General features: G+C 44.3%; 17 protein-coding genes. 8 read left to right on the top strand and 9 right to left on the bottom strand.

What is annotated here, in order from left to right; genetic code table 11:
- Position 1: 1 nt before the first annotated feature.
- The 5 genes from M2125_RS04275 (at position 2) to xth (ending at position 5,910) form a co-directional block, all read left to right on the top strand.
- On the top strand, positions 2-856 hold the full coding sequence (locus M2125_RS04275) for a competence/damage-inducible protein A (protein WP_083657564.1): 855 nt from the start codon (positions 2-4) through the stop codon (positions 854-856).
- Positions 857-1,057: 201 nt separating this feature from the next.
- Complete coding sequence (gene glnA, locus M2125_RS04270; RefSeq protein WP_076024285.1) at positions 1,058-2,473, top strand: type I glutamate--ammonia ligase; 1,416 nt, start codon at positions 1,058-1,060, stop codon at positions 2,471-2,473.
- Positions 2,474-2,499: 26 nt separating this feature from the next.
- Positions 2,500-3,621, top strand: coding sequence for a nitrogen regulation protein NR(II) (glnL, locus tag M2125_RS04265; protein ID WP_076024284.1), 1,122 nt, complete (start codon positions 2,500-2,502; stop codon positions 3,619-3,621).
- Complete coding sequence (gene ntrC / locus M2125_RS04260) at positions 3,618-5,069, top strand: nitrogen regulation protein NR(I) (protein ID WP_280742526.1); 1,452 nt, start codon at positions 3,618-3,620, stop codon at positions 5,067-5,069. The genes glnL and ntrC overlap by 4 nt, the downstream gene beginning before the upstream one ends.
- Positions 5,062-5,910, top strand: coding sequence for an exodeoxyribonuclease III (gene xth, locus M2125_RS04255; RefSeq protein WP_076024282.1), 849 nt, complete (start codon positions 5,062-5,064; stop codon positions 5,908-5,910). The genes ntrC and xth overlap by 8 nt, the downstream gene beginning before the upstream one ends.
- Before the next feature lies 1 nt (position 5,911).
- Here xth and M2125_RS04250 read toward each other — a convergent pair whose 3' ends face one another.
- The 4 genes from M2125_RS04250 to M2125_RS04235 all read right to left on the bottom strand — a co-directional run bounded on the left by M2125_RS04250 (position 5,912) and on the right by M2125_RS04235 (position 12,188).
- Positions 5,912-8,050 carry a M3 family metallopeptidase gene (locus M2125_RS04250; protein WP_076024281.1) on the bottom strand — a complete coding sequence of 713 codons (2,139 nt, stop codon included), beginning with the start codon at positions 8,048-8,050 and terminating at the stop codon, positions 5,912-5,914.
- Positions 8,051-8,115: 65 nt separating this feature from the next.
- Complete coding sequence (gene folD, locus M2125_RS04245) at positions 8,116-8,970, bottom strand: bifunctional methylenetetrahydrofolate dehydrogenase/methenyltetrahydrofolate cyclohydrolase FolD (RefSeq protein WP_076024280.1); 855 nt, start codon at positions 8,968-8,970, stop codon at positions 8,116-8,118.
- 13 nt (positions 8,971-8,983) lie between these two features.
- Positions 8,984-9,631: a response regulator transcription factor gene (locus M2125_RS04240; RefSeq protein ID WP_076024279.1), complete on the bottom strand. Its 648-nt coding sequence runs from the start codon at positions 9,629-9,631 to the stop codon at positions 8,984-8,986.
- Positions 9,632-9,665: 34 nt separating this feature from the next.
- Positions 9,666-12,188 (bottom strand): PAS domain-containing sensor histidine kinase, encoded by a 2,523-nt coding sequence (locus tag M2125_RS04235; RefSeq protein ID WP_280742525.1) that lies wholly within the window; start codon positions 12,186-12,188, stop codon positions 9,666-9,668.
- 199 nt (positions 12,189-12,387) lie between these two features.
- Here M2125_RS04235 and aceE point away from each other — a divergent pair, with 199 nt between their 5' ends.
- The 3 genes from aceE to lpdA are packed head-to-tail and all read left to right on the top strand — an operon-like array spanning position 12,388 to position 18,210.
- A complete protein-coding gene (gene aceE, locus M2125_RS04230) occupies positions 12,388-15,084 on the top strand; it encodes a pyruvate dehydrogenase (acetyl-transferring), homodimeric type (protein WP_280742524.1) in 2,697 nt (898 codons plus the stop codon).
- 15 nt (positions 15,085-15,099) lie between these two features.
- On the top strand, positions 15,100-16,413 hold the full coding sequence (gene aceF / locus M2125_RS04225) for a dihydrolipoyllysine-residue acetyltransferase (RefSeq protein ID WP_280742523.1): 1,314 nt from the start codon (positions 15,100-15,102) through the stop codon (positions 16,411-16,413).
- Between the two features lie 9 nt (positions 16,414-16,422).
- Positions 16,423-18,210 carry a dihydrolipoyl dehydrogenase gene (gene lpdA, locus M2125_RS04220; protein ID WP_280742522.1) on the top strand — a complete coding sequence of 596 codons (1,788 nt, stop codon included), beginning with the start codon at positions 16,423-16,425 and terminating at the stop codon, positions 18,208-18,210.
- Between the two features lie 48 nt (positions 18,211-18,258).
- On the opposite strand, the gene M2125_RS04215 is transcribed toward lpdA, so the two are convergent.
- The 5 genes from M2125_RS04215 to tmk all read right to left on the bottom strand — a co-directional run bounded on the left by M2125_RS04215 (position 18,259) and on the right by tmk (position 22,131).
- On the bottom strand, positions 18,259-18,780 hold the full coding sequence (locus tag M2125_RS04215) for an ion channel (protein ID WP_280742521.1): 522 nt from the start codon (positions 18,778-18,780) through the stop codon (positions 18,259-18,261).
- Between the two features lie 96 nt (positions 18,781-18,876).
- Positions 18,877-19,551: an ankyrin repeat domain-containing protein gene (locus tag M2125_RS04210; protein ID WP_277541135.1), complete on the bottom strand. Its 675-nt coding sequence runs from the start codon at positions 19,549-19,551 to the stop codon at positions 18,877-18,879.
- Between the two features lie 20 nt (positions 19,552-19,571).
- On the bottom strand, positions 19,572-20,360 hold the full coding sequence (locus M2125_RS04205) for a TatD family hydrolase (protein ID WP_280742520.1): 789 nt from the start codon (positions 20,358-20,360) through the stop codon (positions 19,572-19,574).
- A gap of 11 nt (positions 20,361-20,371) precedes the next feature.
- Positions 20,372-21,529, bottom strand: a complete 1,158-nt coding sequence (locus M2125_RS04200) for a DNA polymerase III subunit delta' (RefSeq protein ID WP_280742519.1) — start codon at positions 21,527-21,529, stop codon at positions 20,372-20,374.
- Entirely contained in the window at positions 21,490-22,131 is a 642-nt protein-coding gene (tmk, locus tag M2125_RS04195) for a dTMP kinase (RefSeq protein ID WP_277541126.1), read from the bottom strand. The genes M2125_RS04200 and tmk overlap by 40 nt, the downstream gene beginning before the upstream one ends.
- Positions 22,132-22,138 lie beyond the last annotated feature (7 nt).

Genomic DNA, 22,138 nt, shown 5'->3' with positions numbered 1-22,138 from the left:
AATGAATGATGGAATTAAAAAAGTGATGGTCGATAAAGCAGTCAAGCCTTCGAGACGCTTTGGACTATTTGTGATCGGCGATGAAATTTTATCTGGCCGTCGTCAAGATAAACATCTCAGTAAATTAATCGAACTTTTAAGTGAGCGGGGATTAAATTTATCTTGGGCAAAATACCTTGCAGATGATCCTGAGCAAATTACAAAATCACTTAAGGATAGTTTCTTAAGTGGTGATGTGGTTTTTAGTACGGGTGGCATTGGGGCCACTCCAGATGATCACACACGTCAATGCGCTGCTTTGGCTTTGGGGACAAAGACTGAATTGCATCCAAGCGCTCAAGAATTAATTGCAGGGCGTATCCAATCTATGGCTGAAGGCGATCCCATAAAAGCGGATCTTTCTACTCCTGAAAATCAGCATCGATTCAAAATGGGGGAGTTCCCCCGGGGTAGCGATATCATCCCCAATCCATACAATCAGATCCCTGGATTTAGTATTCGGGAGCACTACTTTTTACCAGGATTCCCTGTGATGGCGGCTCCGATGATGTCCTGGTGTCTCGATACCTATTACAAGGATTTATTTCATCAAGTAAGCTGGGTAGAAAAAAGCTTTATTGTTCCCGAAGGCATTGAGTCAACCCTTACGCCCCTCATGGAGCGAATTGAGACCAATTATCCGGGTATTAAGGTATTTAGCCTACCTTCGGTCGGTGATTCTTCTAAACACGGGGTATACGCTCAACGACATATTGAACTCGGTATCAAAGGTGAAGAAAACCTGATCCCAAGCGCGTGGAATGCCCTTAGGGATGGCACCCAAGCTTTGGGCTATGAAATTCATGATATTGAATAGTAATTTGCACTAATTTAGTGCTTATATTGATTTTAGCTATCAAAATTCAAATATTAAGCACTTATATAGTGCAATAATAGAATTTCAGTTGGTTTATTTCAGTAAATTAGTAACATAGATTTGGCATGTTGAATGCCTGGAATAAACGAGAGTGATTACCTTGCTTTTGAATTCCAAATTTAGTTAACAGAGGAGATGTGCATGACGAAAACCGTCGCTGATGTAATGAAGTTAGTTAAAGAAAAAGAATGTACTTTTGTTGATTTTCGCTTTGTAGATACAAAGGGTAAAGAGCAACACACTACAGTACCTATTTCCGCGTTTGACGAAGATAAGTTTGAAAGCGGTCATGCATTTGACGGTTCTTCTATCGCTGGATGGAAGGGCATTGAAGCCTCCGATATGCTTTTGATGCCTGATCCAACCGCTTGCTATATCGACCCATTCTATGAAGAGCCAACCCTTGTAATTACATGCGATGTTATCGAGCCATCCGATGGTAAGGGTTACGATCGCGACCCACGTTCTATTGCAAAACGTGCTGAGAACTATCTCAAAAGTACCGGTCTAGGTGATGCTGCTTATTTTGGTCCAGAGCCTGAATTCTTTATTTTTGATGGCGTCCGTTGGGGTGCTGATATGCAGGGTTGCTTTGTTAAGGTCGATTCCGAAGAGGCTCCATGGTCTTCCGCTGCCGAAATTGAAGGTGGCAATACTGGTCATCGTCCTGGTAAAAAGGGTGGTTATTTCCCAGTTGCTCCCGTTGATACATTCCAAGACATGCGCTCTGAAATGTGTTTGATTCTTGAATCATTGGGCATTCCAGTTGAAGTGCATCACCATGAAGTTGCTGGTCAAGGTCAGAATGAATTGGGTACTAAATTTAGCACGCTAGTTGAGCGTGCTGACTGGACCATTTGGCAAAAATATGTGATCCAGAACGTTGCGCATGCTTATGGCAAAACCGCGACATTTATGCCTAAGCCAATCGTAGGTGATAACGGCTCCGGTATGCACGTTCACCAATCTGTGTGGAAGAACGGTGAGAACTTGTTTGCAGGTAACGGCTATGCAGGCCTATCAGAATTTGCTCTCTATTACATTGGCGGCATCATCAAGCATGCAAAAGCACTGAACGCCATCACCAATCCAGGCACAAACTCTTACAAGCGTTTAGTTCCAGGTTTTGAGGCACCGGTGAAGTTAGCTTACTCCGCACGCAATCGTTCGGCTTCAATTCGTATTCCTCACGTTTCTAGCCCCAAGGGTCGTCGTATTGAAACTCGTTTCCCAGATCCATTGGCTAATCCATACTTGTGCTTTGCTGCGCTATTAATGGCTGGTTTAGATGGTGTTCAAAACAAAATTCACCCTGGCGAAGCTGCGGATAAGAATTTGTATGACTTACCACCAGAAGAAGATGCAAAGATCCCAACTGTTTGCCATAGTTTGGATCAAGCTTTAGAGGCCTTGGATAAAGATCGCGAGTTCTTGACCCGTGGTGGTGTATTTACAGATTCAATGATTGATGCGTATATTGCATTGAAGATGGAAGATGTCACACGTTTCCGTATGACCACTCATCCAGTTGAATTTGATATGTACTACTCTCTATAAGCAAGGGTGTGAATTTGAGCGCGAGCATGTTGCGCAGTTCGCTCAGGGGAGCAGCTTCGGCTGCTCCTTTTTTTCCGATATTTCTGGATCAGCTGCCCAATGCGGTTTTGATTTTCGAGGCCGAAAGTCGTCAAGTGATCTATGTTAATCCTGCGGCAGAATCTGCTTTAGAGATTTCACGCAAATCCCTTGAGGGTCAAACTATAGGTACTGTGTTTGAAGATAACGCAGTACTTAATCATATGATCAATGAAGTGATGATGAGTCCATCGCTACTGCAGCGTCAAGAAATTTCCTTACATTCGTTACCAGGCAGTATTCATCATGAATCTGGACCGGCACATGTTGTTATTAATGCTTTAGATGATCCGAGCTTAATATTGATGGAGTGGTTCCCAATTGATCAACAATTGCGTAGTGAGAGAGATGAACGCGTTACACAGCAAGTGGAGGCAAACAAGCAATTAATGCGCAATTTAGCGCATGAGATTAAAAATCCCTTGGGTGGTATACGTGGTGCAGCCCAACTTCTTGAGTTTGAATTGGAAGAAAAGGGTTTGCGTGAATACACTCAAGTGATCATTAAAGAATCTGATCGTTTGCAAAACTTAGTCGATCGACTACTGGCGCCACATCGTAAGGCGCATGTAATGCAAATGTTCAATATTCACGAAGCTTTGGAACGGGTGCGTAGCTTGGTTTTGGCCGAGTTTCCCAAAGGCCTGACGATCGATCGTAATTACGATACAAGTTTTCCGGACATCTTGGGTGATAGGGAGCAACTGATTCAGGCGGTACTCAATATTGCACACAATGCAGCACAAGCCTTATCAGAAGAAATCAGAACGGGCATCGCCAGAATTGAATTCAAAACCCGAGTTGCACGCTCGGTAACAATTTCCAAGCAGCGCTACAAGCTAGCTATAGATTTGCATATTATCGATAACGGCCCCGGCATTCCGGAAGACATCAGAGAGCGAATCTTTTTTCCTCTGGTTTCTGGACGGGAGGGTGGCAGTGGGCTTGGCCTGACCCTAGCCCAGACTTTTATTCAACAACACCAGGGCTTCATTAGCTGTGAAAGCAGACCCGGTTGTACCGATTTTCATATACAAATCCCATATCGTAAGGTGGAGAAGATAGCATGAAACCAATTTGGATTGTGGACGACGATAAGTCAATACGTTGGGTATTGGAAAAGGCGCTCGAGAGGGAAAATATTCCCCATCGAAGCTTTTCTAGTCCAAACGATGTATTGAATGCCTTGGAAAAGGAGGTTCCTCAGGTATTGATATCCGATATCAGGATGCCTCGTGGCAATGGCCTGGATCTGCTGCAAACCATTAACGCTAGTCACCCTCAGATTCCAGTCATTATCATGACTGCCTATTCAGATTTAGATTCAGCCGTATCGTCGTTTCAAGGTGGGGCCTTTGAATATATTACCAAGCCATTCGATATTGATAAAGCAATTGAGCTCATTAGACGTGCTGTTGAATTTAGTTCAAGCGCTCAAGGAAATGCTAAGGAGCTCACTGCTTGGAGGCAAGAATCTACTGAGATTATTGGGCAATCACCAGCGATGCAGGAAATATTCCGTGCAATAGGGCGCCTGGCACAATCACATGCAACCGTACTGATTACCGGTGAATCAGGTACTGGTAAAGAGTTGGTTGCTCAGGCGCTTCACAAGCATAGTCCCAGAGCAAAGGGGCCATTTATTTCTTTTAGCACTGCTGCAGTACCAAAAGAGTTGTTGGAATCTGAATTATTTGGCCATGAGCGCGGTGCATTTCCTGGTGCGCTCACGTTAAGAAGAGGGCGTTTTGAGAAGGCTGATGGCGGCACCTTATTTTTAGATGAAATTAGCGATATGCCCTTTGAGCTGCAAACCCGTCTTTTGAGGGCATTAACTGATGGCCATTTTTATCGTATTGGTTGCCAGGACCCCATTAAGGCCAATGTTCGGATCATTGCATCCACACATCAGAATTTAGAGGCACGTGTTGCTGCGGGCTTATTCCGGGAAGATTTACTGCATCGTTTAAATTTAATTCGTCTACGTATGCCACCGTTAAGAGAGCGCTCTGAGGATATTCCTGTATTGGCAAGACATTTCATGTTGAGTTGCGCCAAAACCTTAGGTGTTGAGCCCAAAAAGCTTTCTGACGAGGTATTGAAAGAAATTAGTGGCATGCCATTTACTGGCAATGTACGCCAACTAGAAAATTTGTGCCATTGGTTAACGGTAATGTCTCCATCCAACCTGATTGGTATTGGAGATTTGCCTGGCAATATCGCTTCTGATTCTGCTGCGCAACCATTCCTTACTCAAGGAGACCCTTTAAATAATGGCTCAATTGCAACCCGTCCAAACACACAAGACTGGGAAGGTGGCTTGGGCCGACTTGCAGTCAAAATGCTCGAAGATGGTGAAACCAATGTTTATGATGCCTTATGTTCTCGTTTTGAAAAAGCCGTTTTACAGGCTGCCTTGGAGGTAACCCGCGGACGACGTGTTGAGGCTGCACAGCGCTTGGGTATCGGGCGCAATACCATTACACGTAAATTGCAAGAATTGGGTATCGATGACTGAGGCGTCGGTACGTATTGCTGCTTGGAATGTGAATTCGCTTAAGGTAAGACTGCCTCAAGTGCTGCGCTGGTTACAAGAGCAAGAAAAAGCAAATAAGCCAATCGATGCGCTTTGCCTGCAGGAATTAAAGTTGACTGATGACAAATACCCTCATCAAGCACTAGAAGAGGCGGGTTATTACAGTCTAGCCGCTGGGCAAAAGACGTACAACGGGGTGGCCATCATCTTACGCAAGGCCTCCTTAGCATCAATGTCATCCGATCTGGAAACTGCTTTCTTGAAGCCGGTACGTAATATTCCTGGTTTTAGTGATGAGCAACAACGAATATTGGCGGCTACTGTTTGCTTTAAAGGTATGTCACCCATTCGTATTATCAGCGCCTATTTTCCCAATGGTCAGTCACCTGATAGCGATAAATTCGCCTATAAACTCGATTGGTTAGAGCAATTACAAAGTTGGCTTGAAGCTGAATTAATTACCTATCCAAGACTAGCATTGTTGGGTGATTTTAATATTGCCCCCACAGATGCTGATGTACATGATCCAAAAGCTTGGGAGGGTCAAAATTTAGTATCACCGCAAGAACGAGCTGCATTTGTTGGTCTAACAAAATTAGGCTTGTGTGATTCATTTCGACTCTTTGATCAACCTCCCAAAACCTATAGCTGGTGGGATTACCGCATGATGGGTTTTAGACGCAATGCAGGCATGCGAATAGACCACATCCTCTTAAGTGATGTATTAAAGGATAAATGCATCCAAAGTACTGTAGATAAAGAGCCGCGCACCTGGGAGCAGCCATCCGACCACGCCCCAGTAATTGCTCAAATCACTGCCTAGGTTAAGCAAGACCCCCATGACGTAAAAGGGGCTCAATAGATGGCTCTCTACCCCTAAAAGCCATAAATGATTCTGCAGCAGGTCGACTTCCACCAACTTCCAAAATTGCTTTTTTATACCGCAATCCTGTGGCTTTATCCAAGACGGTGCCAGTTAATTTAGCTGCCTCCTCAAATGCTGAATATGCATCAGCAGAAAGAACTTCAGCCCACTTGTAGCTATAGTAGCCTGCGGCATAGCCACCAGAAAATATATGAGTGAAGGTATTTATCCAGCGAGAGATCTCGGCTTGGGGAACAACGTTATATTCGTCCGCAATTATTCGAGAAAGTTCTAGAGCAGACTGACCAGGCACATTTTTATCATTCAATCTGGAATGCAAGCGCCAATCTGTTAGAGACATTACTATCTGGCGCAAAGTCATATAGCCATTTTGAAAATTTCGAGCCAAGATCATTTTTTCAAATAGCTCTCTCGGTAATGGTTTTCCAGTCTCGATATGAGCGGTGATTTTTTCTAGAACCTCCCATTCCCAACAGAAATTTTCCATAAATTGGCTTGGTAACTCCACTGCATCCCACTCAACTCCATTGATGCCAGATACGCCTAGGGATCCCACTTGTGTAAGCAGGTGATGTAAACCATGACCACTTTCATGGAAGAGGGTAATCACGTCATCATGGGTGATAGTAGGTTGACGTAAAACACCATCGACTTTAACTGGCGGAGCAAAGTTACAGACTAGGTAAGCGACCGGTACTTGGATTTCTCCATTGGGTAATTCCCGACGCCCACGAGCATCATCCATCCAGGCGCCGCCACGTTTACCTGGACGCGCATAGGGATCAAGATAAAAGTAAGCAACAATATCATTCGTGGCATTTTTTACAGCGAAAGACTCCACATCAGTATGCCAAGTTGGTAAGTTGGTCGACTCTATCTTTACATCAAATAGTGTTTGGATTACATGAAACAATCCATCTAACACCTTGGGTAGTGGAAAGTATTGCTTAAGTTCATTTTCTGAGAATGCATAACGGGCTTGTTTTAATCTTTCCGAGGCAAATGCAATATCCCAAGGCTGAAGCCCATCTATTAAGTGCAATTCTGATTTAGCATATTCACAAAGTTCTTGCCAGTCCTTTTCTGCAAAGGGTTTAGCCTTTTTTGCAAAGTCACATAGGAAAAGATCAACTTCATCAACACTCTTAGCCATTTTTGGCGCTAGGCTTAAAGCAGCATAGTTTTCAAAGCCAAGCATTTTGGCTTCTTCATGACGAAGATGTAATTGATCAGATATATTGTTGGTGTTATCCCAGTCTAATTTACCATTGCCGTAGTGTGGGGCTAATTCAGAGGCGCGAGTAACGTATGCATCGTACATGAGTTGACGTAATTTCCGATTCTCGGAATATTGCATGACAGGGTAGTAAGAAGGGAAGTGGAGGGTAAAGGCCCAGCCATTCAGTCCTTTCTGTTTTGCGGTATCAGCTGCAGCAACGATGACATCTTCTGGTAAGCCAGCAAGCTCGCTTTGATAGCTTATTGCATGGACAAAAGCATCTGTAGCGTCAAGAACATGATCGGAAAATGCTTTTCCTAGAATGGCTTGCTCATCTTGGATTTGTCCAAAGCGTGTTTTTTCAGAATCGCTAAGCTCGGCACCACCCATTCGAAAATCTCTTAGGGAGTTCTCAATTACCCTTTTCTGGGCAACATTAAGTTTTCGAAAATCAGCACTTTTATGTAAATCTTTATACTTCTCATAGAGCCCTAAGTTTTGTCCAAGGCTGGAAAAGAATGCGGTAACTTCTGGCAGCATTTCTCCGTAGGCACTACGTAATGCTGGTGTATCAACAACGCTATTGAGGTGAGAAATTACCCCCCAGGATCTCCCTAAATACTCTGATGCATCCTCTAGTGGTTCAACTAATTGCTCCCAAGTCGATGCTGTTTCTGGATTGGTGGCGACTTCAACGGCTTCTTGAGCTTGTTTAAGAAGATACTTTATAGCAGGTGCGATATGGTCTGGCTGGATATTGGAATAAGCTGGGATTCCTCGGCCAAAGCTCAGAAGCGGGTTATTTTGCAACGAGGAAGGTAATTCAAAAGGCTGGGTTTGTGGGAATGTTCTAGTCATCCCTCTAGCTTAACGGACTGCGAATAATTTTGCCAAGAAAGCACTCATTTTTGACTGAGGCTTAACTAATGCTTTGCTGCCTTTTCAGCTGCTTCTAAGGTATTCATGAGCAACATTGTGATGGTCATTGGCCCAACACCACCAGGGACTGGAGTGATCCAGCCGGCAATGTATTTAGCAGTATCAAAATCAATGTCGCCACAGAGTTTTCCGTCTGGCAGGCGATTGATGCCAACATCGATTACTACGGCGCCAGTTTTTACCATATCTCCAGTAATCATCTTTGGCTTGCCGGTAGCAACAACCAGAATATCAGCCTCTTTAGTGTGATGTGCAAGATCGCGAGTCTTGCTATTACAAATCGTCACAGTTGCACCAGCCTGAAGTAATAACAGGGCCATTGGTTTACCAACAATATTGGAGGCGCCGACAACGACAGCTTTAGCACCTCTGATTGGATAATCAATACTTTCCAGAATTTTCATACATCCATAGGGGGTACAAGGTATAAATTCAGGCTGTCCAACCATGAGAGCCCCTGCATTGGCCACATGAAAGCCATCGACGTCCTTGGATGGAGCAATTGCTTCGAGTACCCGTTCTGAGGCAATATGTTCTGGCAGGGGGAGTTGTACCAAGATTCCATGAATCGAAGGGTCTGCATTTAAGGTGGCGATCCTTGCTAATAACTCATCTTCACCCAACTCGGCAGAGTAGCTTTCAAGAACCGAATGAAATCCAACCTCTTCACAGGCTTTGACTTTATTGCGCACGTAAACTTGACTGGCGGGATTGTCGCCAACCACAATGACCGCTAGACCAGGCCTAACACCCTTAGCAGTAGCTATTGCACTACGAGCAGCGATCTCTGCGCGAATTTTTTTAGAAAGAGCATTCCCATCCAGTAACTGTGCTGGCATATAAACTCCAGTATTAATTTGGCTGTGGATCTGAGAGAGCCAGTCGCAACAAATCGGCCACGGTATTTACGTTTAACTTTTCCATAATGTTTGCACGGTGTGCCTCAACAGTTTTAATGGAAATGCCTAGGTCATCGGCTATTTGCTTATTCAAACGGCCAGCAACAATACGCTCTAGAACTTGACGCTCACGTCCAGTTAACTTACTCAATAGGCTCTGGGTAATTTTGCGATTGCTTGCTTGCGAGTAATCAACGCGTGCCTTGGCTAGCATCCGGTCTACTAGACCACATAGATCATTTTCTTTAAAAGGTTTTTCAATAAAATCCACTGCACCACGTTTCATTGTAGACACGGCCATAGAAACATCGCCGTGACCTGTAATAAAGGCCACAGGCATTGGAAAATTCTCGCTCAACAAGCGCTCCTGAAGTTCCAAACCAGACATTCCAGGCATGCGCACATCCAAAATCGCACAAGAGATCGTGGACTTATCGGTACTTTGAAGAGATTGCAAAAAACGTTCGGCACTAGCGTGGCAACGCACAACGTAGCCATTGCTCTCCAACAACCAAGTGAGGGAATCTCGAACCGCCTCATCATCATCGACTACATAAACGACTTCAGCCTGGGTGGTCTTTGCTGGGCTACTTAAGGTCATATTGATTCTCGCGAGTTAAGTCTTAATAAATCGATCATGCACTTCCTGAAATATCAAGGGATTCCAAGGGTAGAAGTATTGTAAAGGTACATCCACTTAATTTTGTATGTTCTGGATCCATTATATTTTTGGCCCAGAGGCGTCCCTGGTGAGACTCAATAATGGATCGGCAAATATTGAGTCCCATACCCATACCATCTGATTTGGTGCTAAAAAACGGCTCAAACATCCTCTCAACCACAGCTTCAGCGATCCCCGATCCAGAATCCGTTACCTCAATCCGAATCATGGCTGGAAATGCACTGGTATCTAAATTAGCAGAGATTTTTACAGGAGGAGCAGACCAGCGAGAAGACAATGGGTAAGCCTCCCGCATGCTATCCAAACCATTTTTAAGTAGATTTACCAACACCTGCAAAATAAGTACTGGATCCAGGTCAACATCAGGAAGATTGTCTTCTATGGAAGACGCAATGCTGAGTCGATGGCGATGTGCCTCGATTTCGACCAAACCTACCGCGTCGTTGATGATTTCTCCAATATTGCAAGATTTGCGTTGCGGCTCACTTCTTTTTACAAAACCCCTAATTCTTTGAATAATAGTGCCCGCCCTGAGTGCTTGCGCAGAAGCTTTCTCCAAAGCGGGCTGTATTTCATTATTGAGGTCTGGATCAATTTGACCTTTTAGTCGTTTGGAAACTCCCATGCAATAGTTGGAGATCGCGGATAGGGGTTGATTTAATTCATGCGCCAAAGAAGATGCCATTTCACCCATAGTAGTGAGACGACTTGTGAATTGCATTTTTTCTTCCTGCTGCCTTGATAATTCATCCGCATCTTTGCGAATGGTAATGTCTGTAGCAATGAGTAATTGAGCCATATGTCCATCAACCCAGGGAACAAATCGCCTGCGCACTTCATACCATTTTCTTGTGGGCTCACTAATTAGGATCTCTTCAGATTCTGATTCTTGGTAAAGAGAGGAGGGTGGAATACCGGGGTTGGCATCATTTGAATCTTCTGCTATCTGACTCATGGTGTTATGTACAACCTCACCACCAGCTAGATCAAAATGTCCCTTTGAATTGTCTCCAAAGCGCTCACGATAAAAGCGATTGGCAAATAGAAGCTCGCCAGTATCAATTGAAACCACTGAAACGGCCGCTTCCAGGCCTTCTAAAACAGTAACGAAACGATCTTGTGATGCGGCCAATTCCTCTCGAATCTTTTTAGGCTCCGAGATATCAATCAACGAAGTTACCCAACCTGTTTGAATGCCTTTTTCATCAATCAAAGGCGCAACAAAGGTACGCGTTTGAATCTGTGCACCATCTTTTCTAAGAATGATCCCTTCTATGCCTCTTTTCCCCTGTAGCCCCAAATTAGATTGCAGCGCACGGTTCCAGTTATCCGTAATTTGAGTAAGGCGATCCTGGGGCCAAAATGGAAAAGGAGGTTTTAGACCAATCAGCTCCTCATGTCGCCAACCAGTCATTTCGCAAAAGGCACGATTGACATAGGTAATATTTTTTTCCATATCGTGCGCACGAATTCCAACAGGAGTTGAATTTTCCATTGCATTGCGAAAATTAGTCTCACTTCGTAAATCAGCCTCCACTTTTTGCCTGACTTGCATTTGTTTCAATACAGACCATAAGCTCCAAATGACAAAAGCGCTCAACCCAAGCACAACCCCAATTAACATTCTAAAGGTCAGATTGGTAGGAGGGGGATATGTATCAATGCGTAAAGTTAAATTGGGGCTCAATACTCCCATATCTAAATTAGTCTGATTACTTAACGCTCTTTTAGGGGTATTTTTATCTGATGAGATAGCAATTACTTTTTCATTGTCGGCAAGTAAAGTAAAGCGATATAGGGATTTAAGTTCAGCAGGTATGACATCAAGCAGTCCTTGAGCTGAATACAGTACAGCCAAGGTGCCTGCACTCTCGCCTGCCAAAGAGGCGGGAATGGCTTGCCAAAATACATTATTCCTTTCTCTTGAATTCACCCCATCAATGGGGTGGTTCAAAAATATAAATTGACTATATGCTGGACGATTTGTTGCTTTACTTAAGTCGACTGCCTTATTTAATTCTTGAGTAATGGTTGGCGCGCTACCAAGTTGGTTCAGCAACTCATTTTTACCGCTAGAGTGCGGCAGAGACCATTGGCGAACTTTGTTTTCGTTCAGCCAAATGACTTGAAAAATTTCATGGTTTGAATTTAGAAAACTTTCAACTTGAACAAAGGTCTCTTTTTTTAATTTTTCTGACTCATCATTTTTTGCACTTTCACGCGCAATCGAGATCAGAGTTTCAGTGTTGTTTGCAAATCGGAGTTGAATGCGCTGTTTGGCAAAAGACAATTCTCTAAATAGGGCAGATTCTTGCTGACTTCTTTCTTGTAATTGCAATGTCCCCAAAATAATGCCCATCACGGCAGTAAAAAGAATAATTGCGATTAATGGGGTGTAGACGAGTTTGAACCCCCGAATTTTTCGGAGCCACTTAAATGGGCCCAATTTCTTGATTGATACGGCTATTAATTTCATTTTTATTTATTGATTTTGCCTTATTGAGCCATTAATCATGTAATTTCGACTGCTGATAGCAGATTGCAGCGCAACATAATTCCACATAATGAAAAATATTATCATTATGTGGAAAATTTCTTGTTAACACCAATTTACCTTTATAGAATCATCAATATAAATTACTGAATAACCATATAAGTAAACCATGGAGGCAGTTATGGCAGCAGTTCCAGAGCAAATTTTAGGCAAAAATCACGGTTCAGATTCTGACCCAGGCGAAACGCAGGAGTGGTTACAAGCCTTGGATGGCGTTATTCGCAATGAGGGAGTGGAGCGCGCTGCTTATTTAATCGATCAACAAATCTCGCATGCACGCATCAATGGTGTTAATCAGCCATTTCACGCCGAAACTCCTTATATCAACACCATCCCAGTAGAGCAACAGGCGCGACTACCTGGAGATCAAAATGTAGAGCATCGCATACGATCTTATACACGCTGGAATGCAATGGCGATGGTTCTTCGCGCGAACAAAGATACAAACGTTGGTGGCCATATTTCCTCGTTTCAATCTGCGGCCACTTTATACGATGTTGGCTTCAACCATTTTTGGCATGCTCCATCACCAGATCATGGGGGTGATCTTATATTCGTTCAAGGCCATTCTGCTCCCGGCGTTTACGCGCGCGCGTTTATGCTCGGCCGGTTAGCTGAAGAGCAATTAAATAATTTCCGTCAAGAAGTTGGTGGTAAAGGGGTTTCAAGCTATCCGCACCCTTGGCTAATGCCAGATTTTTGGCAGTTCCCCACAGTCTCTATGGGCCTTGGGCCGATCATGGCTATTTATCAAGCTCGTTTTATGCGCTATATGGAAGACCGTGGGTTTATCAATGCCGGCGATCGCAAAGTTTGGGCCTTTTTGGGTGATGGTGAAACCGATGAGCCTGAATCACTTGGCGCAATCGGGATGGCGGGTCGTGAAAAGCTAGATAACCTTATTTTTGTTATCAACTGTAATTTGCAAAGACTAGATGGCCCGGTACGCGGCAATGGAAAAATTATTCAAGAGCTCGAGAGTGAATTTCGCGGGGCTGGATGGAATGTTATTAAGGTAGTTTGGGGCGGCCAGTGGGATGCATTATTTGCTCGCGATAAGAAGGGCATTTTGATGCAACGCCTCGGCGAAATTGTCGACGGCGAATACCAAACCATGAAGGCAAAGAATGGTGCCTACGTTCGAGAGCTTGTATTCAATACTCCTGAGCTCAAGGCTTTGGTCAGTGACTGGAGTGATGACGAAATCTGGCAACTAAATCGTGGTGGCCATGATCCGCACAAGGTCTACGCTGCTTTCCACGCTGCTACACACCACAAAAATCAACCTTCAGTCATCCTGGCGCACACTATTAAAGGTTATGGCATGGGCGGGTCTGGAGAGGCAATGAATATTGCTCACCAGGCTAAAAAAATGAATGCGGACGATGTCAGACGTTTCCGTGACCGCTTTGAAATCCCGGTTAAAGATGATCAGTTAGAAGAAATGCCCTTGGTTAACTTTGCTGAGGGTAGTCCTGAACTTGAGTATATGAAAGCCCGTCGTCAAGAACTGGGGGGTTATCTTCCACAGCGCCGCATGAAGGCTGAAAGCCTTCCCGTTCCTGCATTAGATGTGTTTGCTCCGCTATTAGAGGCCACTACCGAGGGCCGCGAGATTTCCACAACGATGGCTTTTGTACGCATGCTCAACACTATCGTGCGTGACAAAGTATTGGGCAAACGAGTGGTCCCAATCGTGCCCGATGAATCACGTACCTTTGGTATGGAGGGTATGTTTAGGCAGCTAGGAATATGGAACCAATTAGGGCAACTTTACACACCAGAAGATCATGATCAACTGATGTTCTATAAGGAAGATAAGCACGGTCAGATTCTTCAAGAGGGCATTAATGAAGCGGGCGGTATGTGCGACTGGATTGCTGCTGCCACAGCGTATTCAACGCATGGCGTTCCTATGTTGCCGTTTTATATTTTCTATTCAATGTTTGGTTTCCAACGTATTGGTGATTTAGCTTGGGCTGCTGGCGATATGCGTAGCCGTGGATTTTTGCTAGGCGGTACTGCAGGCAGAACCACCCTCAATGGTGAAGGACTTCAACACGAAGACGGACACAGTCAAGTATGGAGTTCGGCTGTGCCAAATTGCATCAGCTATGACCCAACTTTTTCTTTTGAAGTTGCTGTAGTAATTCAAGATGGTATGCGACGCATGCTACAGGAGCAAGAAGACGTTTATTACTACATTACTTTAATGAATGAAAACTACTCACATCCAGCAATGCCAAAGGGTGCTGAGCACGACATTATTAAAGGTATGTATAAGTTGAACTCAGTTGGAGATTCGAATTCAAAACTCCGAGTTCAACTTTTGGGTTCTGGCACGATCTTCCGTGAGGTTATTGAAGCTGCTGATATTTTAAATAAAGACTGGGGAGTCTCTTCAGATCTATGGGGTTGCCCAAGCTTTACAGAGCTTGGTCGAGACTGGAATGCGGTTCATCGCAATAATCTTTTGAACCCAACATCTGAGCCAAGTTTGTCTCATGTAGAAAAGTGTTTGGGAACTACTACAGGCCCTGTCATTGCAGCAACGGATTACGTACGTTTATTTGCAGAACAGATTCGCCCAGCAATCCAACATCTCGGACGTCGCTATGAAGTCTTGGGTACCGATGGCTTTGGACGTTCTGATACGCGCGAGAAGTTACGTGACTTCTTTGAGGTAGATCGTCATTGGATAGTTTTGACCGCTTTGAGATCGTTGGTAGATTCAGGGCAAATTGATCGTCAGAAGTTAGCTGATGCCATTAAAAAGTACGGCATTGATACAAGTAAACCAAACCCAATGACGGTTTGATAAGAGAGCCTAATAATGAGCCAAACAATTGAAATCAAAGTTCCTGACATTGGGGACTATAAGGACGTGCCCGTCATCGAGGTATTAGTTAAGGCGGGTGACCAAGTTGAAAAAGAGCAATCTATTGTTGTGTTGGAGTCTGATAAGGCAACAATGGATGTACCTTCAAGTCATTCGGGCAAAGTAAAAGAAGTCAAAGTTAAAGTAGGGGACTCTCTTTCGGAAGGCTCTGTAGTCATTTTATTGGAACAGGGTGAAGTTGCCGCTAGTGCAGAACCATCTTCAAAACAATCTGCCGTATCAGCTCCAGCCCCAGCACCGGAGCCAAAGCAAACGCCACCAGCTGAGCCGCCAATCAAAATGGCTCCACCACCACCCCCAGTTACCAACACACCTCCGCCTGTTGATGATGGTGTTAGTCATGCCAGCCCATCTGTCCGTAAATTTGCAAGAGAGCTTGGTGTAACTATTTCACAAGTTAAGGGAACTGGGCCTAAAAATCGCATTACACAAGATGACGTTCAAGCATTTGTGAAGGCAGCAATGAGTTCTGGCGGCGCTACTAATGGCGCAGCATCTGGCGGAAGCTTAGGGGGATTAAATCTTATTCCCTGGCCTAAAGTTGATTTCACCAAATTTGGTGAAGTTGAGCGCCTACCCCTCAATCGCATTAAAAAACTGACTGCTGCCAATTTGGGTCGTAACTGGGTCATGATTCCCGCCGTTACTTATCATGAAGATGCTGACATCACTGATTTAGAAACCTTTCGCGTTCTTACCAATAAAGAAAATGAAAAGCAGGGCATTAAGATTACGATGCTCGCCTTCATTATGAAAGCTGCGGTAGCTGCTCTAAAGAAATATCCTGAATTCAATAGCTCATTAGATGGCGATGATTTGGTGCTTAAAAAGTATTTCAACATCGGTTTTGCTGCAGATACACCGAGTGGTCTAGTGGTTCCAGTCATTCGTGATGTAGATAAAAAGGGAATCTTTGAACTGGTAAAAGAAACCTCTGAACTTGCGGCACTGGCTCGTGATGGCAAGCTCAAGCCAGATCAAATGCAAGGCGCTAGCTTTACGATTTCTTCATTAGGCGGAATAGGGGGCACTTATTTCGCTCCGATTGTTAATGCGCCTGAAGTGGCTATCCTTGGAGTGAGTAAAGCAGCGATGAAGCCAATATGGGATGGGAAGCAATTTGTCCCACGCTTGATTTGCCCTCTCTCATTAACAGCTGATCATCGCGTGATTGATGGCGCGCTTGCAACTCGCTTTAATGTCTATATTGCACAACTCTTGTCCGACTTCCGTCGCGCAAGTCTGTAAGGAGAATTTATGTCTAAGCAGATAATCCTTGTGCCAGATATTGGTGATTATGCAGATGTACCAGTTATTGAAGTTTTAGTAAAAGTTGGCGATACCATTGAAAAAGAACAGCCTTTGCTTGTTCTGGAGTCTGATAAGGCAACCATGGAGGTTCCAGCCGATGCTGCTGGAACCATTACCGCCATATCTATCAAGGTAGGCGATAAGGTTAGCAAAGGAATGGCTATAGCCGAGCTAGAAATGAACTCCGCGATTGCATCTGAAGCTAAGCCCGCTCCAGTACCTACCCCTGCTACCCAAGTTACTCAAACCATTGTTGCCCCTATCCCTTCACCAGTGGCAGGAAGTTACCAAGGTAAAGTTGACCACGAGTGCGAGATGCTCGTTCTTGGTGCCGGCCCCGGGGGTTACAGTGCTGCATTTCGCAGTGCTGATTTGGGGGTGAATACCATATTGGTTGAACGCTATGCGACCTTAGGCGGCGTTTGCCTGAATGTTGGCTGCATTCCTTCCAAAGCCTTATTGCACACCACCTCAGTCATGGATGAAGTAAAGACCATGGAAAAGCATGGTATTTCTTTTGGTGCACCTACTATTGATATTGATCAATTACGCGGATATAAAAATTCTGTGATTGCCAAGCTCACAGGTGGCTTGGCCGGTATGGCAAAAGCGCGAAAAGTGAAGGTCGTTCGTGGCTTGGGTCGTTTTCTTGATGCGCACCATGTAGAAGTTCACCTTACCTCGGGCGATGGCCAAGATCTTACCGATCAGAAAGAAGTCATTCGTTTTCAGAAAGCAATCATTGCTGCCGGAAGTCAGCCTGTGAAGTTGCCGTTTCTTCCCGATGATCCGCGTATTGTTGACAGCACCGGTGCATTGTTACTAAAGAGCATCCCAAAGCGGATGCTAGTCATTGGTGGTGGCATCATTGGCCTTGAGATGGCAACCGTCTACAGCACCCTAGGGTCAAAGATTGATATTGCTGAAATGATGGATGGTCTAATGGCCGGAGCTGATCGGGATTTAGAGCGAGTCTGGGAAAAATTTAATGCTGGTCGTTTTGAGAAAATCATGCTTAAGACTCGCGCAACCAAAGCAGAGATTAAGTCTGATGGAATTCAAGTCAGTTTTGAAGGTGAAAGTGCCCCTGCAGAAGCTCAGACCTATGATTTAGTGTTGGTGGCAGTAGGGCGCACACCAAATGGGAAGAAGATAGATGCCACTGCTGCAGGTGTTCTAGTTGACGATCGCGGCTTTATTCCTGTTGATAAGCAAATGCGAACAAACGTTGAGACAATTTATGCCATAGGCGATATTGTTGGTCAGCCAATGCTGGCGCATAAGGCGGTTCATGAGGGCCATGTAGCGGCAGAAGCAGCAGCAGGGCATAAATCCTATTTCGATGCCAAACAAATTCCATCCGTTGCCTATACAGATCCCGAAGTTGCATGGGCTGGATTAACAGAAGAACAGTGTAAAGCCCAAGGAATTGCCTATGAGAAGGGTCTATTTCCCTGGGCTGCTAGCGGTAGAGCAATAGCTAACGGCAGGGATGAAGGGTTTACTAAGCTGCTTTTTGATGCCAATACACATCGCATCATTGGCGGCGGCATTGTGGGTACACATGCTGGCGATCTCATAGGCGAGGTTTGTCTTGCTATTGAAATGGGTGCAGATGCGGTTGATATTGGTAAAACCATTCACCCTCATCCAACGCTAGGCGAGTCTGTTGGCTTAGCAGCAGAGGCCGCCCATGGTCACTGTACTGATTTGCCGCCAGTTAAAAAGAAATAACGCAATGCAGTTCAAATAAGCCCCGATTTATCTCGGGGCTTATTTATTTTAGGCGGATGGATTATTTTTGCTTGAAGGTCGGTTGATCAATGCGCCCATCATTGAGTACATTGCAGCGCCAGACATGGATACCGCAAAGATCCCAGAGAATGAAATAATGATTGGTAAAATTTTCCATTTCTCGGCAAGGTTCCAATCACCATACCCAACAGTTGTATACATTTCACCAGCAAAATAAAAGGTTTGTGGGTTGGTTGGGAATACCTTAAGTGCAACACAGACATAAGACCATCCTATGATTTCAAGCAGGTGCGTTCCAATAATCAGCAAAATGGCAAAAAAATAAGATAAAAAATTAGCCCCATAAACGCGTTTATTTTTTAATCGTTGATCAAGCTCATGAAAAGCGGCTGCAATTGCCAGTACGGCAACACCATGGAGGGTCAACATTAAGCAAGCAAGTATGACGATTCCCCAGATATCGGTACTTCCCATGTCAGCACTTATTTCACGGAAAAGAGTTGTAAAGCTGGGGAGGTCAGCAAAGATGTTTATGAAATTGAGTATCATGAAGCTTGATTGCATAGATGTTTATTCGTAGCTTTATAGATTCAATATCTTATTTGACATAATAATGATTATACGCAGATATATAAAGTATATTTATCACTTGGATGATTTTGGGCCGCCTGGATATGGCTCCTTATAGAGCTTTTGCCAGCGTGACATTAAACCAATCTTGATATCTGTTTTATCAAATAAGTCAGCAACGTCGATTGCGGAAAATCCGGCTGTATTACGAATCTTTAAATCAGCGCCGTTATCCAAAAGCAACTTAACAAGGACTTCATTGCCTGATTGAACTGCCATCATTAATGGCGTTGTATGGCTAGGACTTAGTGCATTTACAACTGCGCCATTAGCAATTAGAAATTGAGCAACTGCTAGATTGCCTCTGGTTGCAGCGTAATGTAATGGTGTCCAGCCGACTGGGTTAATATTCGCCTTTTTCTGAAGAATCAGGGTTTTAACCACCCCAAGATCGCCATTAATAGAGGCAATCATGAGCGGAGTTTCCCCATTTTTATTCTGTAAATCGACATCGATTGTATTATTGCTCAGAAGGAAATCAATCACTTTGTATGATTTATCGTTAATAGCAACAATTAGCATTGGATTGCCTTTTGGATCCAGGGTGTTGGGGCTAATACCCTTGGCCACCAGTGATTTCACCTCGGATATGTCATCAAATTTTGCAGCTTTAGTAAAGTCAGCAATCTCGCTCGCTGTTTGTGCATAAGATGCGCCATTAAGACAAATGATGGCGGTAAAAAAGACCATTAAATATTTATTGTAAGTTCTCACAATATTGACCTATCTATTTGAAAACATTCAAAAAAATTCTTACTAGTTTGGGTACCCACCAGATCAAGAGACTCCCCCCTTAGATTGGCAATAAATTCACCTACTTTAGATACCCAGGCTGGTTCATTTGTCTTACCGCGATAAGGAATTGGGGCTAAATACGGGGAATCAGTCTCAATCAACATTCGATCTAAGGGGATGGCCTTACAGGTCTCCTGAAGTTCTCTGGCGCTTTTAAAGGTCACGATACCTGAAAAGGAAATGTAGAAACCTAGATCAATAGCTGCACGAGCTACCTCTAGGCTCTCGGTGAAACAATGCATGACCCCGCCTATTTGATCCGCGCCCTCTTCCTTCAGAATTCTGAGCGTGTCATCGGAAGCCGAACGCGTGTGAATGATGAGGGGCTTCTTGGATGCCAAGGCGGCACGTATATGGGTGCGGAAGCGATCTCGCTGCCATTCCATGGATTCATAGTTTCTGTCACCCATTCGATAGTAGTCCAAGCCCGTTTCCCCGATTGCAATGATTTTGGGGTCTTTGGCAGCGCTAACTAAAAAATCTACAGTTGGTTCTGGCGTATCTTCGTAATCAGGGTGCACGCCCACAGAGGCATATAGATGAGGATGTTCTTGGGCTAATTTCAACACATTAGGAAAGTCAGGTAAATCTACAGAGACACAGAGTGCATGAGTGACTTTAGCGGTCACCATATTGGCCAAAACCTCTGGCAATCGAGATTGGTATTCAGGGAAATCAAGGTGGCAATGGGAGTCAATGAACATAACTGACTATTTTAATCCTCGAAAACTTGCTGATATTGGGAAAGTAAGGATTCAAGTTGTATGCGAATGGCGAGTGGGTGGTTTTCATTCCTGCGCATTTGTATAAGCGATTTCCAGAATTTAAACAATTTAAGAGGCCTGGCTTGTTGAGCCAATTTAGACAAGGTGGTCGCATGGTTGGGATAGTAGCGTGGCTGAGCCTGCTGAGTGACTGTTTGCAAATCAGATACCCAGCGTTGCATAGTTGCAAGCAGGACCGCGAATCGCGCCTTCTGTATTTTTTCAGCAGCATCAAGCCAGTTCATTCTATATCCTTGAGACAATGATTCCAGCAAGTAGCGCGCTGCTTGGATTGAAATGCTTAACTCATCCTTTTCATCTTTATTGTGACGCGCAATGAGGGACTCCAATACTGCATAAGGCGCACCACCCTGCTCATCGTAAATAGATTCAATATCAGAATCACTCATTCTAAATTGAGAGATACGCAATAATTGCTCTCGTATCCAAGCCAAACCCAAAGCCCTCTCGGGTCTTGGAGCGGCAACCAACCTGCAACGTGAACGAATGGTGGGAAGCGCTCGATCAAGTCGATCAGCGAGCAAAATAAAAATAGTATTTGCGGGAGGCTCTTCTAGTGACTTCAATAAAGTGTTTGCAGAATCAGGCCTTAGCATTTCTAGTGGATAAATTAGGATGACACGATTTCCACCTCGATGAGAACCAATGGATAAACTTTCTATGGCGCTACGAGTCTCTTCAATGGAGATATTCTTCTTTTCCTTTTTTTCTGTTGCGTCACCATCATCATCGCGGGTTGATTTAGTTTTTTTGGAAGGCTCAGAATCGATATCAAAATTACCTTGAGGTAAATATTTACGATGCGTTTCTGGGGTAAGCGCAATGAAATCAGGGTGATTGCCAGAATCAAACCAATGACAGGCCTCACATTGATTGCAGGGCCTATTCTGAGAATCTGGAGATTCGCATAGAAGCGCTTTTGATAGCGAAATAGCGAATTCAAACTTGCCCATTCCTGATTGACCATGCAACAGCATCGCATTAGGAAAGGAATGGAAATCCAGGCTATCCCAGACAGCGTGAAGCCAAGGTGCTATCGCTTGAGGTCTCATGCAGGGTTGATCTCGATTGCCTTCAAGAGATTCCATATATGCTCTTTAGTTTGAGTGGCATCAATCAGGTAAAAGCGCTGGGGGTCTAATTGGGCTCTACGAAGATATTCTTGCCGTACCTTCTCAAAAAAGGACAAATCCATTTTTTCAAACTTATCCGGTGTACGAACCTGACTCCTTCGAGACTCTGCTATTGAACCTGGTAGATCAAATAGGATAGTCAGGTTCGGTTGCAGTAATTGGCCATTGGGCATAGTTTGAACCCACGACTCCAAAGCATTTAATTTATTCAAACTCAATCCGCGTCCGCCGCCTTGATAGGCAAAGCTTGCATCTGTGAAGCGGTCTGAAATCACAATCTTTCCGGAGCTTAGTGCAGGCTCAATTACCTGCGCGATATGTTCGCGTCTTGCCGCAAACATGAGTAGTGCTTCAGTTTCAATATTCATTGGGGAATCGAGTAGCAAACTGCGTAATTTCTCACCCAGAGCAGTACCGCCGGGCTCTCTCGTTAAGATTACTTCTTGGTGTGGAAAGCGCTCTTGTAGAAGCGCCCTGAAAGCATCTAAATGAGTACTCTTCCCTGCCCCATCGATACCTTCAAAACTAATGAAATATCCCGGAAATTGATTTGTCATAAAAATA

The sequence above is a fragment of the Polynucleobacter sphagniphilus genome (assembly GCF_029892205.1).
GTDB lineage: Bacteria > Pseudomonadota > Gammaproteobacteria > Burkholderiales > Burkholderiaceae > Polynucleobacter > Polynucleobacter sphagniphilus.
Note: the sequence above shows the minus strand (reverse complement) of the source record. Positions and strands in the feature narration are given on the sequence as shown.